Genomic DNA, 13,411 nt, shown 5'->3' with positions numbered 1-13,411 from the left:
CCGCCAAGCGTCACATCCCGATTGGCGCGACAACGTGCGCGTTGCCCGCCCTGTCGACGACCAGCAGGGCGCTGCCCGGCCCCGTCACCTCCGCAGATAACACGCCGCCCGCAGTCCACCAGGCGCTGCGGCCCGCAGCCGCATAGCCGCCCGACGGCGCGGCGTGATTCGCCATCAGCACGCCCATGCCGAAGTCGTTGGCGTAGCGCTGCAGCTTGGCGGCGTCGTTCGCGTAACCCGCTTCGGAAATCAGCACTCCCGCCAGATAGATCGATGCGCCGTCCGCCGCCGCATCCGCCGCGTGCTGGTAATGCGTGGCGTCGGCGCAGATCGCCTGGGCGTAGCGCTGCCCACCCAGCTCCTGGCAATGCGCGCCCATCGGCCCAGGCCGCGCATACAGTTCTTCGCCTGGATGCAGATACTGCTTGCGGTAGACGGTGGCCGTGCCATCGGGCAGGAAGCTGAACGCGGCGATGTAGGGCAGGGCGTCGCCATCGCCGGCCAGCGGGGCGCCGGCGATGATGCGCATGCCGGTCGCCATGGCGGCGTTGCGCAGCGGTGCCAGGCGCGCGTCGTCCGGCGTCAGCAGGCAGTCGCGAAGCAGCGGCAGTTCATAGCCGCATAGCGACAGCTCGGGAAACAGCAGCAGCTCCACGCCCTGCGCCTGCGCGGCTTCGACGAAGCGCAAGTGGATGCGGACGTTGGCCTCGATGTCGCCCGCGATGGACGGCGACTGCGCAGCGGCGATGCGGATGCCCATCACTTCTCCTGCTTCAGCGGCTTGCCCTTGTCGATCACCTCGCGGCAGTCGCCCTTGAAGCTGGCGTTGTCGTAGTTGCTCCAGCCGTAGCTGTCGACGTAGCGCTTGTGCTGCTTGAACTGCTTGTTGATGAAGCTCCATTCCAGTCGCTCGTCGTCGTACTGGATGTCGCCCAGGTCCAGCAGCGTGTGGAAGATGTTCTCCGTCGCCAGCCGCGCCTTGCGGTGGCGCACCAGCTGTTTCACCTTCTCCGGATAACGCGTCTTGTATTCGTCCGAGTACCACACCATCGCCGGCACATGGAATTCGAACTGCGTGTTGTGGCCGTGGAAGGCGAGGTTGCAGCTGTTGTCGTACAGCGTCTGGCCGTGGTCGGCCACGTAGACCATCGAGCTCAATTGCTGCGTGTCCTTCAACTGGTGGATCACCTGCGACAGGAACCAGTCGGTGTAGAGGATGGAATTGTCGTAGCTGTTGTTGAGCTGCGGCTTGATCTTGGTGTCGGTGTAGACCGGCTTGTCGACCCCGAACAGCGACGGCTGCCATTTGTCGAATTCCTTCGGATAGCGCTGGCTGTAGTTCCAGTGGTTGCCCAGCGTGTGCAGCACGATCAGCTTTTTCGGCGCCGGGTCGGCGATGGCGTGCTGCAGGGGCTCCAGCAGGATCTGGTCGAAGTTGGAGTTGTTGGTGAAGCCGCCCAGGTTCATGAACTGGATCACGTCCGCCTCCTTGGCGAACACCGAAACCGGCGTGTCGAACTGGCCGAACGATATCTGGTTGGACAGCCACCATGTCTTGAAGCCGGCTTCTTTATAGGCGGTCAGGAAGGATTTTTCCGAGAAGCCGTCCTTCAGGCTCTGCATCGAAGGCTTGCGCGAGATGATCACCGGCACCGACAGCCGCGTGGCCGACACCGCCGTGATCACGTCCGGCAGTGTGACCAGGTTGGCTTCCTGCTTGAGCAGCGGGGTGGTGTCGCGCTGGTAGCCGTTGATGCCCCAGCGGTCATAGCGCGAAGATTCGCCGATCACCATGATGACGATTTCCGGCGTGTCGTTCTTCTCGGGTTGGTGCGCCTTGAAGGTGAAGCTGCCGCTGCGCCGGCCCAGGTCGGCCAGGTATTCGCGTTCTTTATAAAAGTCGACGCCGCGCGCGGTCAGGCCGAACGGCCACGACGAGGCGAAGTCGTCGAAGCCCAGCGGCGAGCGCGCCCACCACGGCAGCTGCGCCAGCGCCCAGCCGGTGCGGCTGGCGCCGGCGATGGCGGCGTGTTCGGGCGAGCTGTCCTCTTCGGCGTCTTCCTCTTCCTCGGCGGACGCGTCGTCGCTGTCCGAGGCATCGCTGGCGCCGACCGAGGCGGTGATGCCGACCTGGCTGAGCGCCGAGCCGGCCGGCCTGCTGCTGGCCGCCTTGGACGCCGCCACCGGCGCGGCCTTCTGCGCCGGCTTGGCGCGCACGCCGAACTCCCAGCCGTAGAGCCACAGCGCGGCGATGGCCGCCAACACCAGCAGCGCGATCCAGCGCGACTTGCCGCGCCAGGCCAGAGTGGGGCTGCGGCGCGCGGCCGCCTGCACGGCGATCCACCAGGCGATCACGGCCAGCATCACCGCGCCCATCAGCCACACTTTGCGGCCGAGGAATTCCAGCGCCTCCCTGGGGCTGGTCTCGGCGATGATGCCCAGGTGGTGGGTGGAGATGCCCTGGCCGTAGTAGATGAACAGGTAGATCTCGGTCGGCATCGCCAGGAAGGCCGGGATCAGCAGCCAGTGGAACCAGGCCGGGCGCTGCAGCACGCCCCACACGGCGGCCCAGGTCAGCAGCTCGACCAGCAGGATGCGGCCCAGCTCCGGCACCTGCCGTCCCAGCAGCAGCGGTACGCACGGCACCAGCGACAGCAGCAGGTAGCTGGCAAGGACAAACAACGGGGCGGGGCGCAGCAAAGATCGCATAGGGACGGATAATGAGAGACAGTCTGCTATTATCAAGTGTTTCCTGACCTTTCAGCTAGTGTTTGCGTACCCGCCGGGGCCGCATTCCGCCGCGAAATAGATTGACTGGTGTCCCAACCACGTCTATACTCGCGAGTTCTCAATTTATTCTGCACATCGTATACGCTGTTTCAGGCCGCTCCATGCGAGTGGCTATTCGCGCCTCCGTTGTGTCCGTAGATAGGGACGAGGTTTTAGTCGCCGGACAGCTGTCCGGGTTATTAATGTTGTAATTTTGTTGGGTTTATAACGATGCCAACCATCAATCAACTGATTCGCAATCCACGCGTCGCCCTGACCGTGAAAAGCAAATCGCCGGCGCTGGAAAACAGCCCGCAAAAGCGCGGTGTTTGCACCCGTGTGTACACCACCACTCCTAAGAAGCCTAACTCGGCTCTGCGTAAAGTGGCCAAAGTGCGTCTGACCAACGGTTTCGAAGTCATTTCGTACATCGGCGGTGAAGGCCACAACCTGCAAGAGCACAGCGTTGTTCTGCTGCGCGGCGGTCGTGTAAAAGACTTGCCAGGTGTGCGTTACCACATGGTTCGCGGTGCACTGGATACCCAGGGCGTTAAAGACCGTAAGCAAGCTCGCTCGAAATACGGTACCAAGCGTGCCAAGCAAGCCAAGAAGTAATCTGCATTAAAAGTTTTCGCTCAGTGGCAGCTAACTAAGTGAATGTAATCGACCGCAGTGGTCGAGTAAGTGGATGGCTATGATGGCCCTCCGCGAGAGTGCGAATCCCATATCTGCGCACCTCAACTGAAGATTGAAAGGAATTGATATGCCACGTCGTCGTGAAGTACCCAAGCGCGAGATTCTGCCGGATCCAAAATTCGGCAACACGGATGTCGCCAAGTTCGTGAACGTTCTGATGCTGTCCGGTAAAAAATCGGTCGCAGAAAACATCATCTACGGTGCCTTCGAGCACATCGCCGCCAAGTCGGGCAAAGACCCGCTGGAAGTGTTCGCTACCGCGATCAACAACGCCAAGCCACTGGTTGAAGTCAAATCCCGTCGCGTCGGTGGTGCAAACTACCAGGTGCCGGTCGAAGTGCGCCCAGTGCGTCGTATGGCTCTGTCCATGCGTTGGCTGCGTGAAGCTGCCAACAAGCGCAGCGAAAAATCCATGCCACAACGCCTCGGCGGTGAGCTGATGGAAGCGGCTGAAGGCCGTGGCGGTGCAATGAAGAAGCGTGACGAAGTTCACCGCATGGCTGAAGCGAACAAGGCGTTCTCGCACTTCCGCTTCTAATAAAATCGGCCAGGCCCGTCGTGGCCTGGCTGTTATCCGTTGTTCGAGGCCGGGCTCATTTTTGTCAGCAAAAATGGCGCTCGGTTTTGTCCATTAAACGATTTAGGATTAATTATGGCCCGCAAGACCCCCATCGAGCGCTACCGCAATATCGGTATCTCCGCTCACATCGATGCAGGTAAGACCACCACCACCGAGCGCGTTCTGTTCTACACGGGCGTGAACCACAAGATCGGTGAAGTTCACGATGGCGCCGCCACCATGGACTGGATGGAGCAGGAACAAGAGCGCGGCATTACCATTACCTCGGCAGCGACCACCTGCTTCTGGAAGGGTATGGCTAACAACTTCCCTGAGCACCACATCAACATCATCGACACGCCGGGCCACGTTGACTTCACCATTGAAGTTGAACGCTCGATGCGCGTGCTGGATGGCGCTTGCATGGTTTACTGCGCAGTGGGCGGTGTACAGCCTCAGTCGGAAACCGTATGGCGTCAGGCCAACAAGTACAAAGTGCCACGTCTGGCCTTCGTCAACAAGATGGACCGTACCGGCGCCAACTTCTTCAAGGTCTACGATCAGATGCGCGCTCGCCTGAAGGCGAACCCGGTCCTGATCCAGATCCCGATCGGCGCTGAAGAAAACTTCAAGGGCGTGATCGATCTGGTCAAGATGAAAGCCATCATCTGGGACGAAGCGTCCCAGGGCATGAAGTTCGACTACGTCGACATCCCTGCCGAGCTGGCAGAGTCGGCCGCCGAGTGGCGCGAGAAGATGGTTGAAGTCGCTGCTGAAGCGTCGGAAGACCTGATGAACAAGTACCTGGAAGAAGGCGACCTGTCGGAAGCCGAGATCAAGAAAGCGCTGCGCGAACGCACCATCGCTTCGGAAATCGTTCCAATGATGTGCGGTACCGCCTTCAAGAACAAGGGCGTACAGGCCATGCTGGACGCGGTCATCGAATACCTGCCGTCGCCACTGGACATCGACGACGTCGGCGGTACCGACGAGGACGAACAGCCAACCACCCGTAAAGCATCGGACGAGGAGAAATTCTCGGCGCTGGCATTCAAGATCATGACCGACCCGTTCGTCGGCCAGCTGGCCTTCTTCCGCGTGTACTCGGGCGCCATCAATTCGGGCGACACCGTGTACAACTCGGTCAAAGGCCGTAAAGAGCGCCTGGGTCGTATTCTGCAGATGCACGCCAACCAGCGCGAAGAGATCAAAGAAGTGCGCGCCGGCGACATCGCCGCAGCGGTTGGTCTGAAAGACGTGACCACCGGCGAAACCCTGTGCGATCCGACCTCGATCATCGTGCTGGAGCGCATGGTCTTCCCTGAGCCGGTGATTCAACAGGCTGTGGAACCAAAGACCAAGGCCGACCAGGAAAAAATGGGTCTGGCACTGAACCGTCTGGCTCAGGAAGATCCTTCGTTCCGCGTCAAGACCGACGAAGAGTCGGGCCAGACCATCATCGGTGGTATGGGCGAGCTGCACCTGGAAATTATCGTCGACCGTATGAAGCGCGAATTCGGCGTGGAAGCGACCGTCGGCAAGCCACAGGTTGCCTACCGCGAAACGATCCGCAAGACCTGCGAAGAATCCGAAGGCAAGTTCGTCAAGCAGTCGGGTGGTCGTGGTCAATACGGTCACGTGGTTCTGAAGATCGAACCGCAAGAACCAGGCAAGGGCTTCGAATTCGTTGACGCGATCAAGGGCGGTACCGTTCCTCGCGAATACATCCCTGCGGTGGAAAAAGGCGTGCGCGGCACCCTGAACACCGGCGTTCTGGCTGGCTACCCAGTGGTCGACGTCAAGGTCACGCTGTTCTTCGGTTCGTACCACGACGTGGACTCGAACGAAAACGCGTTCCAGATGGCCGCTTCGATGGCATTCAAGGAAGGCTGCCGCAAAGCGTCGCCAGTCATCCTGGAGCCGATGATGGCTGTGGAAGTGGAAACGCCGGAAGACTACGCCGGTACCGTGATGGGCGACCTGTCGTCCCGCCGCGGTATGGTGCAGGGCATGGACGAAATCCCAGGCGGCGGTGGCAAGATCATCAAAGCTGAAGTGCCTCTGTCGGAAATGTTCGGTTACTCGACCACCCTGCGTTCCGCAACGCAAGGCCGTGCGACCTACACGATGGAATTCAAGCACTACTCGGAAGCGCCTAAGCACGTTATCGACGCGATCGTTACCGCTAAAGCTAAGTAATTGGTATCTATTGCCGCCGGGGAGATCCTCCGGCGGCAAATTTAAAACATTGTTCTAAGGAAGAATAAAATGGCAAAAGAGAAATTCGAACGGACCAAGCCGCACGTCAACGTCGGCACCATCGGCCACGTCGACCACGGCAAGACCACCCTGACCGCTGCGATCGCAACCGTTCTGTCGAAGAAATTCGGCGGCGAAGCTAAAGCCTACGACCAGATCGACGCTGCTCCAGAAGAAAAAGCACGCGGCATCACCATCAACACCGCACACGTTGAATACGAAACCGCTGGCCGTCACTACGCTCACGTTGACTGCCCAGGCCACGCCGACTACATCAAAAACATGATCACCGGCGCGGCACAGATGGACGGCGCGATCCTGGTTTGCTCCGCAGCCGACGGCCCAATGCCACAGACCCGCGAGCACATCCTGCTGGCCCGTCAAGTTGGCGTTCCATACATCATCGTGTTCCTGAACAAGTGCGACCTGGTCGACGACGCAGAACTGCTGGAACTGGTTGAAATGGAAGTGCGCGAGTTGCTGTCGAAGTACGACTTCCCAGGCGACGACCTGCCGATCGTTAAAGGTTCGGCCCGTATGGCGCTGGACGGCGACACCGGCCCAATGGGCGAGCAGGCCATCATGGCCCTGGCCGAAGCACTGGACAGCTACATCCCTACGCCAGAGCGCGCAGTGGACGGCGCCTTCCTGATGCCAGTGGAAGACGTGTTCTCGATCTCGGGTCGCGGCACCGTTGTGACCGGTCGTATCGAGCGCGGCATCATCAAGGTCGGCGAAGAGATCGAAATCGTCGGCATCAAAGACACCGTCAAGACCACCTGCACCGGCGTGGAAATGTTCCGCAAGCTGCTGGACCAGGGTCAAGCTGGCGACAACGTTGGTCTGCTGCTGCGCGGCACCAAGCGTGAAGACGTGGAACGTGGTCAAGTTCTGGCCAAGCCAGGCTCGATCAAGCCACACAACCACTTCACCGGCGAGATCTATGTTCTGTCGAAAGACGAAGGCGGCCGTCACACCCCGTTCTTCAACAACTATCGTCCACAGTTCTACTTCCGTACGACTGACGTGACCGGTTCGATCGAACTGCCAGCGGACAAAGAAATGGTTATGCCAGGCGATAACGTGTCGATCACCGTCAAGCTGATCAACCCGATCGCGATGGAAGAAGGTCTGCGCTTCGCAATCCGCGAAGGCGGCCGTACCGTTGGTGCAGGCGTTGTAGCCAAGATCATCGCTTAATTAATTTTGCGTGATTGAAACAGGGCCGATATGGTGTGATACCATGTCGGCCCTGTTGTACGAAAACCGTTCTTTTAAATATTGCTGACGCTACATAGTTGTCAGTTCGCTCTTTTGAGGAAATATCATGTCCGTTACCAATCAAAAAATCCGTATCCGCCTGAAGGCTTTCGACTACAAGCTGATCGACCAGTCCGCACTGGAAATCGTTGACACCGCCAAGCGCACCGGCGCCGTGGTCAAGGGCCCAGTCCCACTGCCAACCCGCATCCAGCGTTTCGACGTTCTGCGTTCGCCACACGTCAACAAGACCTCGCGCGACCAGTTCGAGATCCGCACCCACCAGCGCCTGATGGACATCGTCGACCCAACCGACAAGACCGTTGACGCACTGATGAAGCTGGACCTGCCAGCTGGCGTCGACGTCGAAATCAAGCTGCAATAATCGCTTTCAAGCCGGCCGGCGGAGCAGTTCTTCCGCCGCCAGCCGATGATGGGGCCGGGCCTGTTCGCAACCGCGAGCACGCCCGGCCTCATTGTTTTTTGTATGAATATTCATAATTCATCTTTACCCCTGATCTGCGTCGCGAATCGTATGAAATGGCGAGCTCGGACCAAGGCGCAGTCCAACACCTTCCTGGGCAATGAGTGCAAGGGCTCGGTGCCGAGCTTCATCAAGTCGAATCCCGACCTGAAGCCGGAAACCTCGCGTTCGTACACGCTGGGCCTGGTGTTCGAGCCGGTCAAGAACTGGACCCTGGCACTCGACTACTACAACATCGAGCGCAAGGACGAAATCGGCACTCGTACGATCGGTGACGTTCTGAAGAGCGAGGCGTCGCTGCCAGCCGGCCAACTGTTGCGTGTGGACAGAGCTCCGCTGCTGACAACGAGTACCTGGCCCTGGTCAACAAATATGCACCAGGCAACACCGTGAACTTCCAGAACATCGGCAAGCTGGGCATGATCTACAACCGTCAACAGCGGCAAGACCAAGGCGTCGGGCTTCGACCACGGCGCCACCCTCAACCACACCGGCGGTTCAGTTCCACACCTTCGGCGCGAGCGCTTCCTACTCGTTCTGATCGCTTAGAACCCGTAGTGTGAAAATCCAGGCACCCTGTGCCTGGATTTTTTTCGTCCGGCGCCCGCTGGACTTCCCTCGGCGGCGGCGTTACAGTCTGCCGTATGACCTTCCTGAAACCTTATGACTAGGACCATCCTCATCGTCGAGGATGAGCCGGCGATCGCCGACAGCATCGGCTACGCCCTGCGCACCGACGGCTTCGCCCCGCTGCACGTGACGCTGGGCGAGCAGGCGCTGGCCGCGATGCGCGTCGCGCCGGCGCCGTCGCTGGTGGTGCTGGACGTCGGCTTGCCGGACATCAGCGGGCTGGAGGTGTGCCGCCTGCTGCGCCAGTTCAGCGACGTGCCCATCCTGTTCCTCACCGCCCGCAGCGACGAGATCGACCGCGTGGTCGGGCTGGAGATCGGCGCCGACGACTATGTGACCAAGCCGTTCTCGCCGCGCGAGCTGGTGGCGCGCATCCGCGTCATCCTGCGCCGCCTGGAGCCGCGCGGAGCACCGCCGGCGCCGGCCGCCATGCCGCGCCGCTTCGAGCTGCGCGCGGCCGAGGCGCGCATCCTGTTCCACGGCCGGCCGCTGGAGCTGACCCGCTACGAATACCTGCTGCTCAAGGCGCTGCTGGACCATCCCGCCCATGTGCTGTCGCGCGCGCAGCTGATGGACCGCGTCTGGACCGACGCCCCCGACACGCTGGAGCGCACCGTCGACGCCCATGTCAAGTCGCTGCGCGCCAAGCTGCGCCTGATCGACGCCGGCGCCGATCCCATCCTGACCCACCGCGGCATGGGCTACAGTCTGGCCGCATGAAGATCGGCCTGCGCATCCTGCTCGGCTATTTTCTGATCGTCGGACTGGCCGCGTGGTTCCTGCTGAACGTATTCGTCGCCGAGGTCAAGCCGGGCGTGCGCTCGACGCTGGAGGACACGCTGGTCGACACCGCCGAGCTGCTGGCCGGGGTGGTGGCCGACGGCATGCGCGCCGGCGTGCCGCAGCCGTCGGCGCGGCTGGAGGCGATGCAGGACTACGCGCGCCGCCATATCGACGTCATCATCAACGGCGTGCACAAGCGCCGCCTCGATTACCGGATCTACATCACCGACGCGCGCGGCGTGGTGGTCTACGATTCCGAGGGCCGCGACACCGGCAAGGATTACTCGCGCTGGAACGACGTCTACCTGACGCTGCGCGGCCGCTACGGCGCCCGCAGTACCCGCACGGAGGCGGGCGACGACCGCAGCACCGTGCTGTACGTGGCAGCCGCGATCCGCGACGGCGAGCGCATCGCCGGCGTGCTGACGGTGGCCAAGCCGCTGTCGAGCGTGCAGGCCTTTGTCGACCGCAGCCAGCGCAAGATCATGCAGCGCGGCGCCGTCCTGCTGGCGGTGTCGTTGCTGATCGGCCTGGCGTTCGCGTGGTGGCTGGCGCGCGCGCTGCGCCAGCTGATGCACTATGTCTCCGAGGTCGAGGCCGGCCGCAAGGCGGTGCTGCCGCCGATGGGCGACAACGAGATCGGCACGCTGGGCCGGGCGCTGCACGCGATGCGCACGCGGCTCGAGGGCAAGGAATACGCCGAGCAGCTGATGCACACGCTGGCGCACGAATTGAAGAGCCCGATCGCGGCCATCCAGGGCTCGGCCGAGCTGCTGTCGGAGGACATGCCGCCGCAGGACTTCCGCCGCTTCCTCGACAATATCCTGGGCCAGAACGCGCGCCAGAAGCAGCTGATCGACAAGCTGCTGGCGCTGGTGCGGGTCGAGCAGCAGCAGGGGCTGGAGGCGGCCGAGGCGGTCGACGCGGCGGCGCTGTTGCGGCGGGGGGCGGCGGACGCCGCCGGCCGCCTGCGCCAGCGCGGGCTGGCGCTGCGCCTGACGCTGCCCGAGCCGGCGCCGACCCTGCGCGCCGACGCGCTGCTGCTGCGCCAGGCGATCGGCAACCTGCTCGACAACGCGATCGATTTCGCGCCGCCCGGCAGCGCGGTCGGCCTGTCGCTGGCGGTGGACGCGGGCGCGCTGTGCATCGCCGTCAGCGACGCCGGGCCGGGCATCCCGCACTATGCGGCGGCGCGCCTGTTCGAACGCTTCTACTCGCTGCCGCGTCCGGACGGCGCCAAGAGCACCGGGCTGGGCCTGCCTTTCGTGCGCGAGGTGGCGGCGCTGCACGGCGGCACGGTCAGCGTCGCCAACGGCGGGCAGGGCGGCTGCCGCGCCGAGCTGCGCCTGCCGTTGCCACTGACGCTCTAGCACTTCACACGGAACGCATCGTCAGCGCACAAGGCCTTTCTACACTGGTGGCATTTCAACCACGGGAAGTGCCATGCAAAAGAAACTCCTATTTAAACTCCTGGCGATCGGCGGGCTGACCATCGTGCTCGGCATCGCGCTGCTGCTGATCCAGTCCACCATCGACGAGCGCCTGCGCTTCCACGACCAGGCGGTGCAGAGCGTGGCCAACGATTCGGTGCGCGAGCAGGTGGTGGTCGGGCCGGTGCTGGTGATCCCCTACAGCGAGGAGATCGAGACCGGCGACGACGCCGATCCCAAGGCCCGCCGCACGACGCGCACCGTCAGCCACCGCAAGCTGGTGTATCCGAACGATCTGCAGCTCGACGGCGCCATCAACACCGAGCGCCGCTACCGGGGCATCCACCAGGTGCTGGTGTACAGCGGGCTGCACCGCTTCGCCGGCGACTTCACGCTGCCGCCGTTGAGCGAGCTGCGCCGCGACAGCGCGGCCTCGCGCCTGAGCGTCGGCCGTCCTTACGTGGCGCTGGGCGTGTCGGACGTGCGCGGCATCCGCGATATCCCGCGCCTGAACTGGGGCGGACGCGAGCTGGAGTTCGAGCAGGGCGCGGCCCTGCCGGGCTATCCGGCCGGCATGCACGCGCAGCTGGCCGCGGCCGACCTGAAGGAGGGCGCCCGGGTGGCGTTCAGCTTCACGCTGGGCCTGGCCGGCATCGAGCACCAGTATTTCGTGCCGGTCGGGAAGAACAACCGCTACGCCATCAAGTCCAACTGGCCGCACCCGCAGTTCGGCGGCGACTTCCTGCCGGAGACGCGCGCGGTGGGCGCCGGCGGCTTCAATGCGGTGTGGCGCATCTCGTCCATGGCCAGCCGCGCGCAGCAGCAACTGAGCGCGCTGGCCGACGGCGAGAGCACCAAGGCGCTGGACGTGTTCGACATCGGCTTCATCGAGCCGGTCAATATTTACTCGCAGGCCAGCCGCGCCACCAAGTACGGCCTGCTGTTCGTGACGCTGACCTTCGCCGCCTTCTTCGTGTTCGAGGTGGTCAAGCGGCTGGCGATCCACCCGATCCAGTATCTGCTGGTGGGGCTGGCGCTGGCGCTGTTCTTTCTGCTGCTGGTGGGCCTGTCCGAACACCTGCCCTTCGTGGTGGCGTATGTGATCGCCGGGGCCGCCTGTATCGTGCTGATCGCCTACTACCTGGTCCACGCGCTGCACAGCCGCTGGCGCGGCATGGGCTTCGGCGCCGGCCTGGCGCTGCTGTACGCGGCGCTGTACGGCCTGCTGATCTCGGAGAACAACGCGCTGGTGCTGGGCAGCCTGCTGCTGTTCGCCGTGCTGGCCGCGCTGATGGTGGCCACCCGCAAGGTCGACTGGTATGCGATCGACACCGGCCAAAAGTCGGCGGCCACGCAAGCGTGACCGCCAACGCGTCAGCGACCCCGGATCTGGCGGCGGCGCCGGGCGACGGCGCCCAGCATCAGCATGCCCGCTCCCAGCATCAGGTAGCTGCTGGGCTCGGGAACCGGAGGCGTGACGGCAGGCGTGTCGGCAGAAATGCCGGTACGGAGCGAATAGCTCAGAAACAGCGTCGTGCGCTTGTCAGAATTGTTCGCGAAACTGTAGTTGAGTTGCTTGGACAGGTCGGCCGATGTCGGGTCCGACGCGAAGCTCAGCTCTAGCCGATCATCAATTGCGGACCAGGGGGCGGAGACATAGTCACCCCTGAACTGGAACGAGGCGTAGGGGGTCAGGGTGTCATCCGGCCCAAGTGGCCCGACGTCGGTCAGCCTTCCCCGCATGGACAGCAGGCCGGTGACGGTAATCGCCGTGTGAGGCTGAACCTCCAGCGACACCGAGCCCGTGCCTTGGCCATCGATGTTCGAGGCGTGCACGACCGGACTGATGAACTGGTTGCTCATATGGGCCTCCATCTTAAATCCGCCCATCTGCCCGCCGTTGAAATACGCCGACGACATGCCGCCATCAAGACTGCTGGTGGCGCCCGCCGCCGGATATTGTTCGGTGTAGTTCGACCCGTTGCCATGCCAGACGACGGCCTCCCGGAAAATGGTGGCGGAGACGCCCGCGCCGCCGCTCCATTCTCTGTAGCCTGCGGCCTGTCCGTCGTCGGGGGTCAGATCCAGCACACCAATCTGAAAATTGGCGAGCGATGCGGTGACATCGACACCGGCCGAGGCGTCCGCGCAGAGTAGTGCCAACGCCATGCTGCACGCGGCGGGCCAAAATTGCGGTGTTTGTTTCATGGATATCTCCTGGGATTCATTGATGGGCTCCGACCTTCACATCGAAAGAAAGTGTTGCTGTTTGAATAAGTGCAGGGCATTGTAGGATTCAATTAAACAAAATGCAACAAAATGCAACAGTATCCGGCGGCAACCTGGACGCGGTCCCGGCCGACCGGTGGTGATGATCTTCACCATCGTCGGCCACCTCAAGCACATCAAGGCCAGCATCCACGTGCCGGAACATTGACGCTCCGCCCGGTTTCCATGGGGAGTGGAGTGCTGGTTGTTATTTAGCTGCAAAAATGCTATGGTTGCCGGATTTTTAAAGCTTCGCCCCCTCCCTTTATGTCC

At 62.5% G+C, this 13,411-nt stretch carries 12 protein-coding genes; 9 read left to right on the top strand and 3 right to left on the bottom strand.

The features are described from left to right. Positions 1-10: 10 nt before the first annotated feature. Positions 11-760, bottom strand: coding sequence for a carbon-nitrogen hydrolase family protein (locus HUX88_RS15940; RefSeq protein ID WP_217916348.1), 750 nt, complete (start codon positions 758-760; stop codon positions 11-13). After that, positions 760-2,709, bottom strand: coding sequence for a phosphoethanolamine transferase (locus tag HUX88_RS15935; protein WP_176362398.1), 1,950 nt, complete (start codon positions 2,707-2,709; stop codon positions 760-762). The genes HUX88_RS15940 and HUX88_RS15935 overlap by 1 nt, the downstream gene beginning before the upstream one ends. Positions 2,710-3,000: 291 nt before the next feature. Here HUX88_RS15935 and rpsL point away from each other — a divergent pair, with 291 nt between their 5' ends. From rpsL to creD, 9 genes are all read left to right on the top strand, one after another. After that, positions 3,001-3,384 carry a 30S ribosomal protein S12 gene (gene rpsL, locus HUX88_RS15930; RefSeq protein ID WP_008444270.1) on the top strand — a complete coding sequence of 128 codons (384 nt, stop codon included), beginning with the start codon at positions 3,001-3,003 and terminating at the stop codon, positions 3,382-3,384. Between the two features lie 148 nt (positions 3,385-3,532). Beyond that, complete coding sequence (rpsG, locus tag HUX88_RS15925) at positions 3,533-4,003, top strand: 30S ribosomal protein S7 (RefSeq protein WP_008444271.1); 471 nt, start codon at positions 3,533-3,535, stop codon at positions 4,001-4,003. A 114-nt stretch (positions 4,004-4,117) separates the two neighbouring features. Continuing rightward, the gene (fusA, locus tag HUX88_RS15920; RefSeq protein WP_117014470.1) at positions 4,118-6,223 is read left to right on the top strand and encodes an elongation factor G; all 2,106 of its coding nucleotides are present in this window, start codon (positions 4,118-4,120) and stop codon (positions 6,221-6,223) included. A gap of 69 nt (positions 6,224-6,292) precedes the next feature. Continuing rightward, entirely contained in the window at positions 6,293-7,483 is a 1,191-nt protein-coding gene (gene tuf, locus HUX88_RS15915; RefSeq protein WP_117012690.1) for an elongation factor Tu, read from the top strand. A 127-nt stretch (positions 7,484-7,610) separates the two neighbouring features. After that, positions 7,611-7,928 (top strand): 30S ribosomal protein S10, encoded by a 318-nt coding sequence (rpsJ, locus tag HUX88_RS15910; RefSeq protein ID WP_117014469.1) that lies wholly within the window; start codon positions 7,611-7,613, stop codon positions 7,926-7,928. A gap of 150 nt (positions 7,929-8,078) precedes the next feature. Then, the gene (locus HUX88_RS15905; RefSeq protein WP_229219373.1) at positions 8,079-8,420 is read left to right on the top strand and encodes a TonB-dependent receptor domain-containing protein; all 342 of its coding nucleotides are present in this window, start codon (positions 8,079-8,081) and stop codon (positions 8,418-8,420) included. Positions 8,421-8,690: 270 nt separating this feature from the next. Next, positions 8,691-9,377, top strand: coding sequence for a two-component system response regulator CreB (gene creB / locus HUX88_RS15900; protein WP_117014468.1), 687 nt, complete (start codon positions 8,691-8,693; stop codon positions 9,375-9,377). Further along, entirely contained in the window at positions 9,374-10,810 is a 1,437-nt protein-coding gene (gene creC, locus HUX88_RS15895) for a two-component system sensor histidine kinase CreC (protein WP_176362397.1), read from the top strand. Before creB ends, creC begins: the two co-directional genes overlap by 4 nt. Before the next feature lie 73 nt (positions 10,811-10,883). Further along, positions 10,884-12,233 (top strand): cell envelope integrity protein CreD, encoded by a 1,350-nt coding sequence (creD, locus tag HUX88_RS15890; protein WP_117014466.1) that lies wholly within the window; start codon positions 10,884-10,886, stop codon positions 12,231-12,233. Between the two features lie 11 nt (positions 12,234-12,244). Here the strand turns inward: creD and HUX88_RS15885 are convergent, their stop codons facing one another. Then, positions 12,245-13,078, bottom strand: coding sequence for a PEP-CTERM sorting domain-containing protein (locus HUX88_RS15885; protein WP_117014465.1), 834 nt, complete (start codon positions 13,076-13,078; stop codon positions 12,245-12,247). Positions 13,079-13,411: the final 333 nt, after the last annotated feature.

The sequence above is a fragment of the Duganella sp. BJB1802 genome (assembly GCF_013369445.1).
Classification (GTDB): domain Bacteria; phylum Pseudomonadota; class Gammaproteobacteria; order Burkholderiales; family Burkholderiaceae_D; genus Rugamonas; species Rugamonas vulcania_A.
Note: the sequence above shows the minus strand (reverse complement) of the source record. Positions and strands in the feature narration are given on the sequence as shown.

Bases quoted from the DNA above. Each gene is read 5' to 3' on its own strand.
- HUX88_RS15940 (WP_217916348.1), bottom strand. From the start codon at position 760: ATGGGCATCCGCATCGCCGCTGCGCAGTCGCCGTCCATCGCGGGCGAC.
- HUX88_RS15885 (WP_117014465.1), bottom strand. From the start codon at position 13,078: ATGAAACAAACACCGCAATTTTGGCCCGCCGCGTGCAGCATGGCGTTG.
- HUX88_RS15935 (WP_176362398.1), bottom strand. From the start codon at position 2,709: ATGCGATCTTTGCTGCGCCCCGCCCCGTTGTTTGTCCTTGCCAGCTAC.
- fusA (WP_117014470.1), top strand. From the start codon at position 4,118: ATGGCCCGCAAGACCCCCATCGAGCGCTACCGCAATATCGGTATCTCC.
- creD (WP_117014466.1), top strand. From the start codon at position 10,884: ATGCAAAAGAAACTCCTATTTAAACTCCTGGCGATCGGCGGGCTGACC.
- rpsJ (WP_117014469.1), top strand. From the start codon at position 7,611: ATGTCCGTTACCAATCAAAAAATCCGTATCCGCCTGAAGGCTTTCGAC.
- creB (WP_117014468.1), top strand. From the start codon at position 8,691: ATGACTAGGACCATCCTCATCGTCGAGGATGAGCCGGCGATCGCCGAC.
- tuf (WP_117012690.1), top strand. From the start codon at position 6,293: ATGGCAAAAGAGAAATTCGAACGGACCAAGCCGCACGTCAACGTCGGC.
- rpsL (WP_008444270.1), top strand. From the start codon at position 3,001: ATGCCAACCATCAATCAACTGATTCGCAATCCACGCGTCGCCCTGACC.
- rpsG (WP_008444271.1), top strand. From the start codon at position 3,533: ATGCCACGTCGTCGTGAAGTACCCAAGCGCGAGATTCTGCCGGATCCA.
- creC (WP_176362397.1), top strand. From the start codon at position 9,374: ATGAAGATCGGCCTGCGCATCCTGCTCGGCTATTTTCTGATCGTCGGA.
- HUX88_RS15905 (WP_229219373.1), top strand. From the start codon at position 8,079: ATGAAATGGCGAGCTCGGACCAAGGCGCAGTCCAACACCTTCCTGGGC.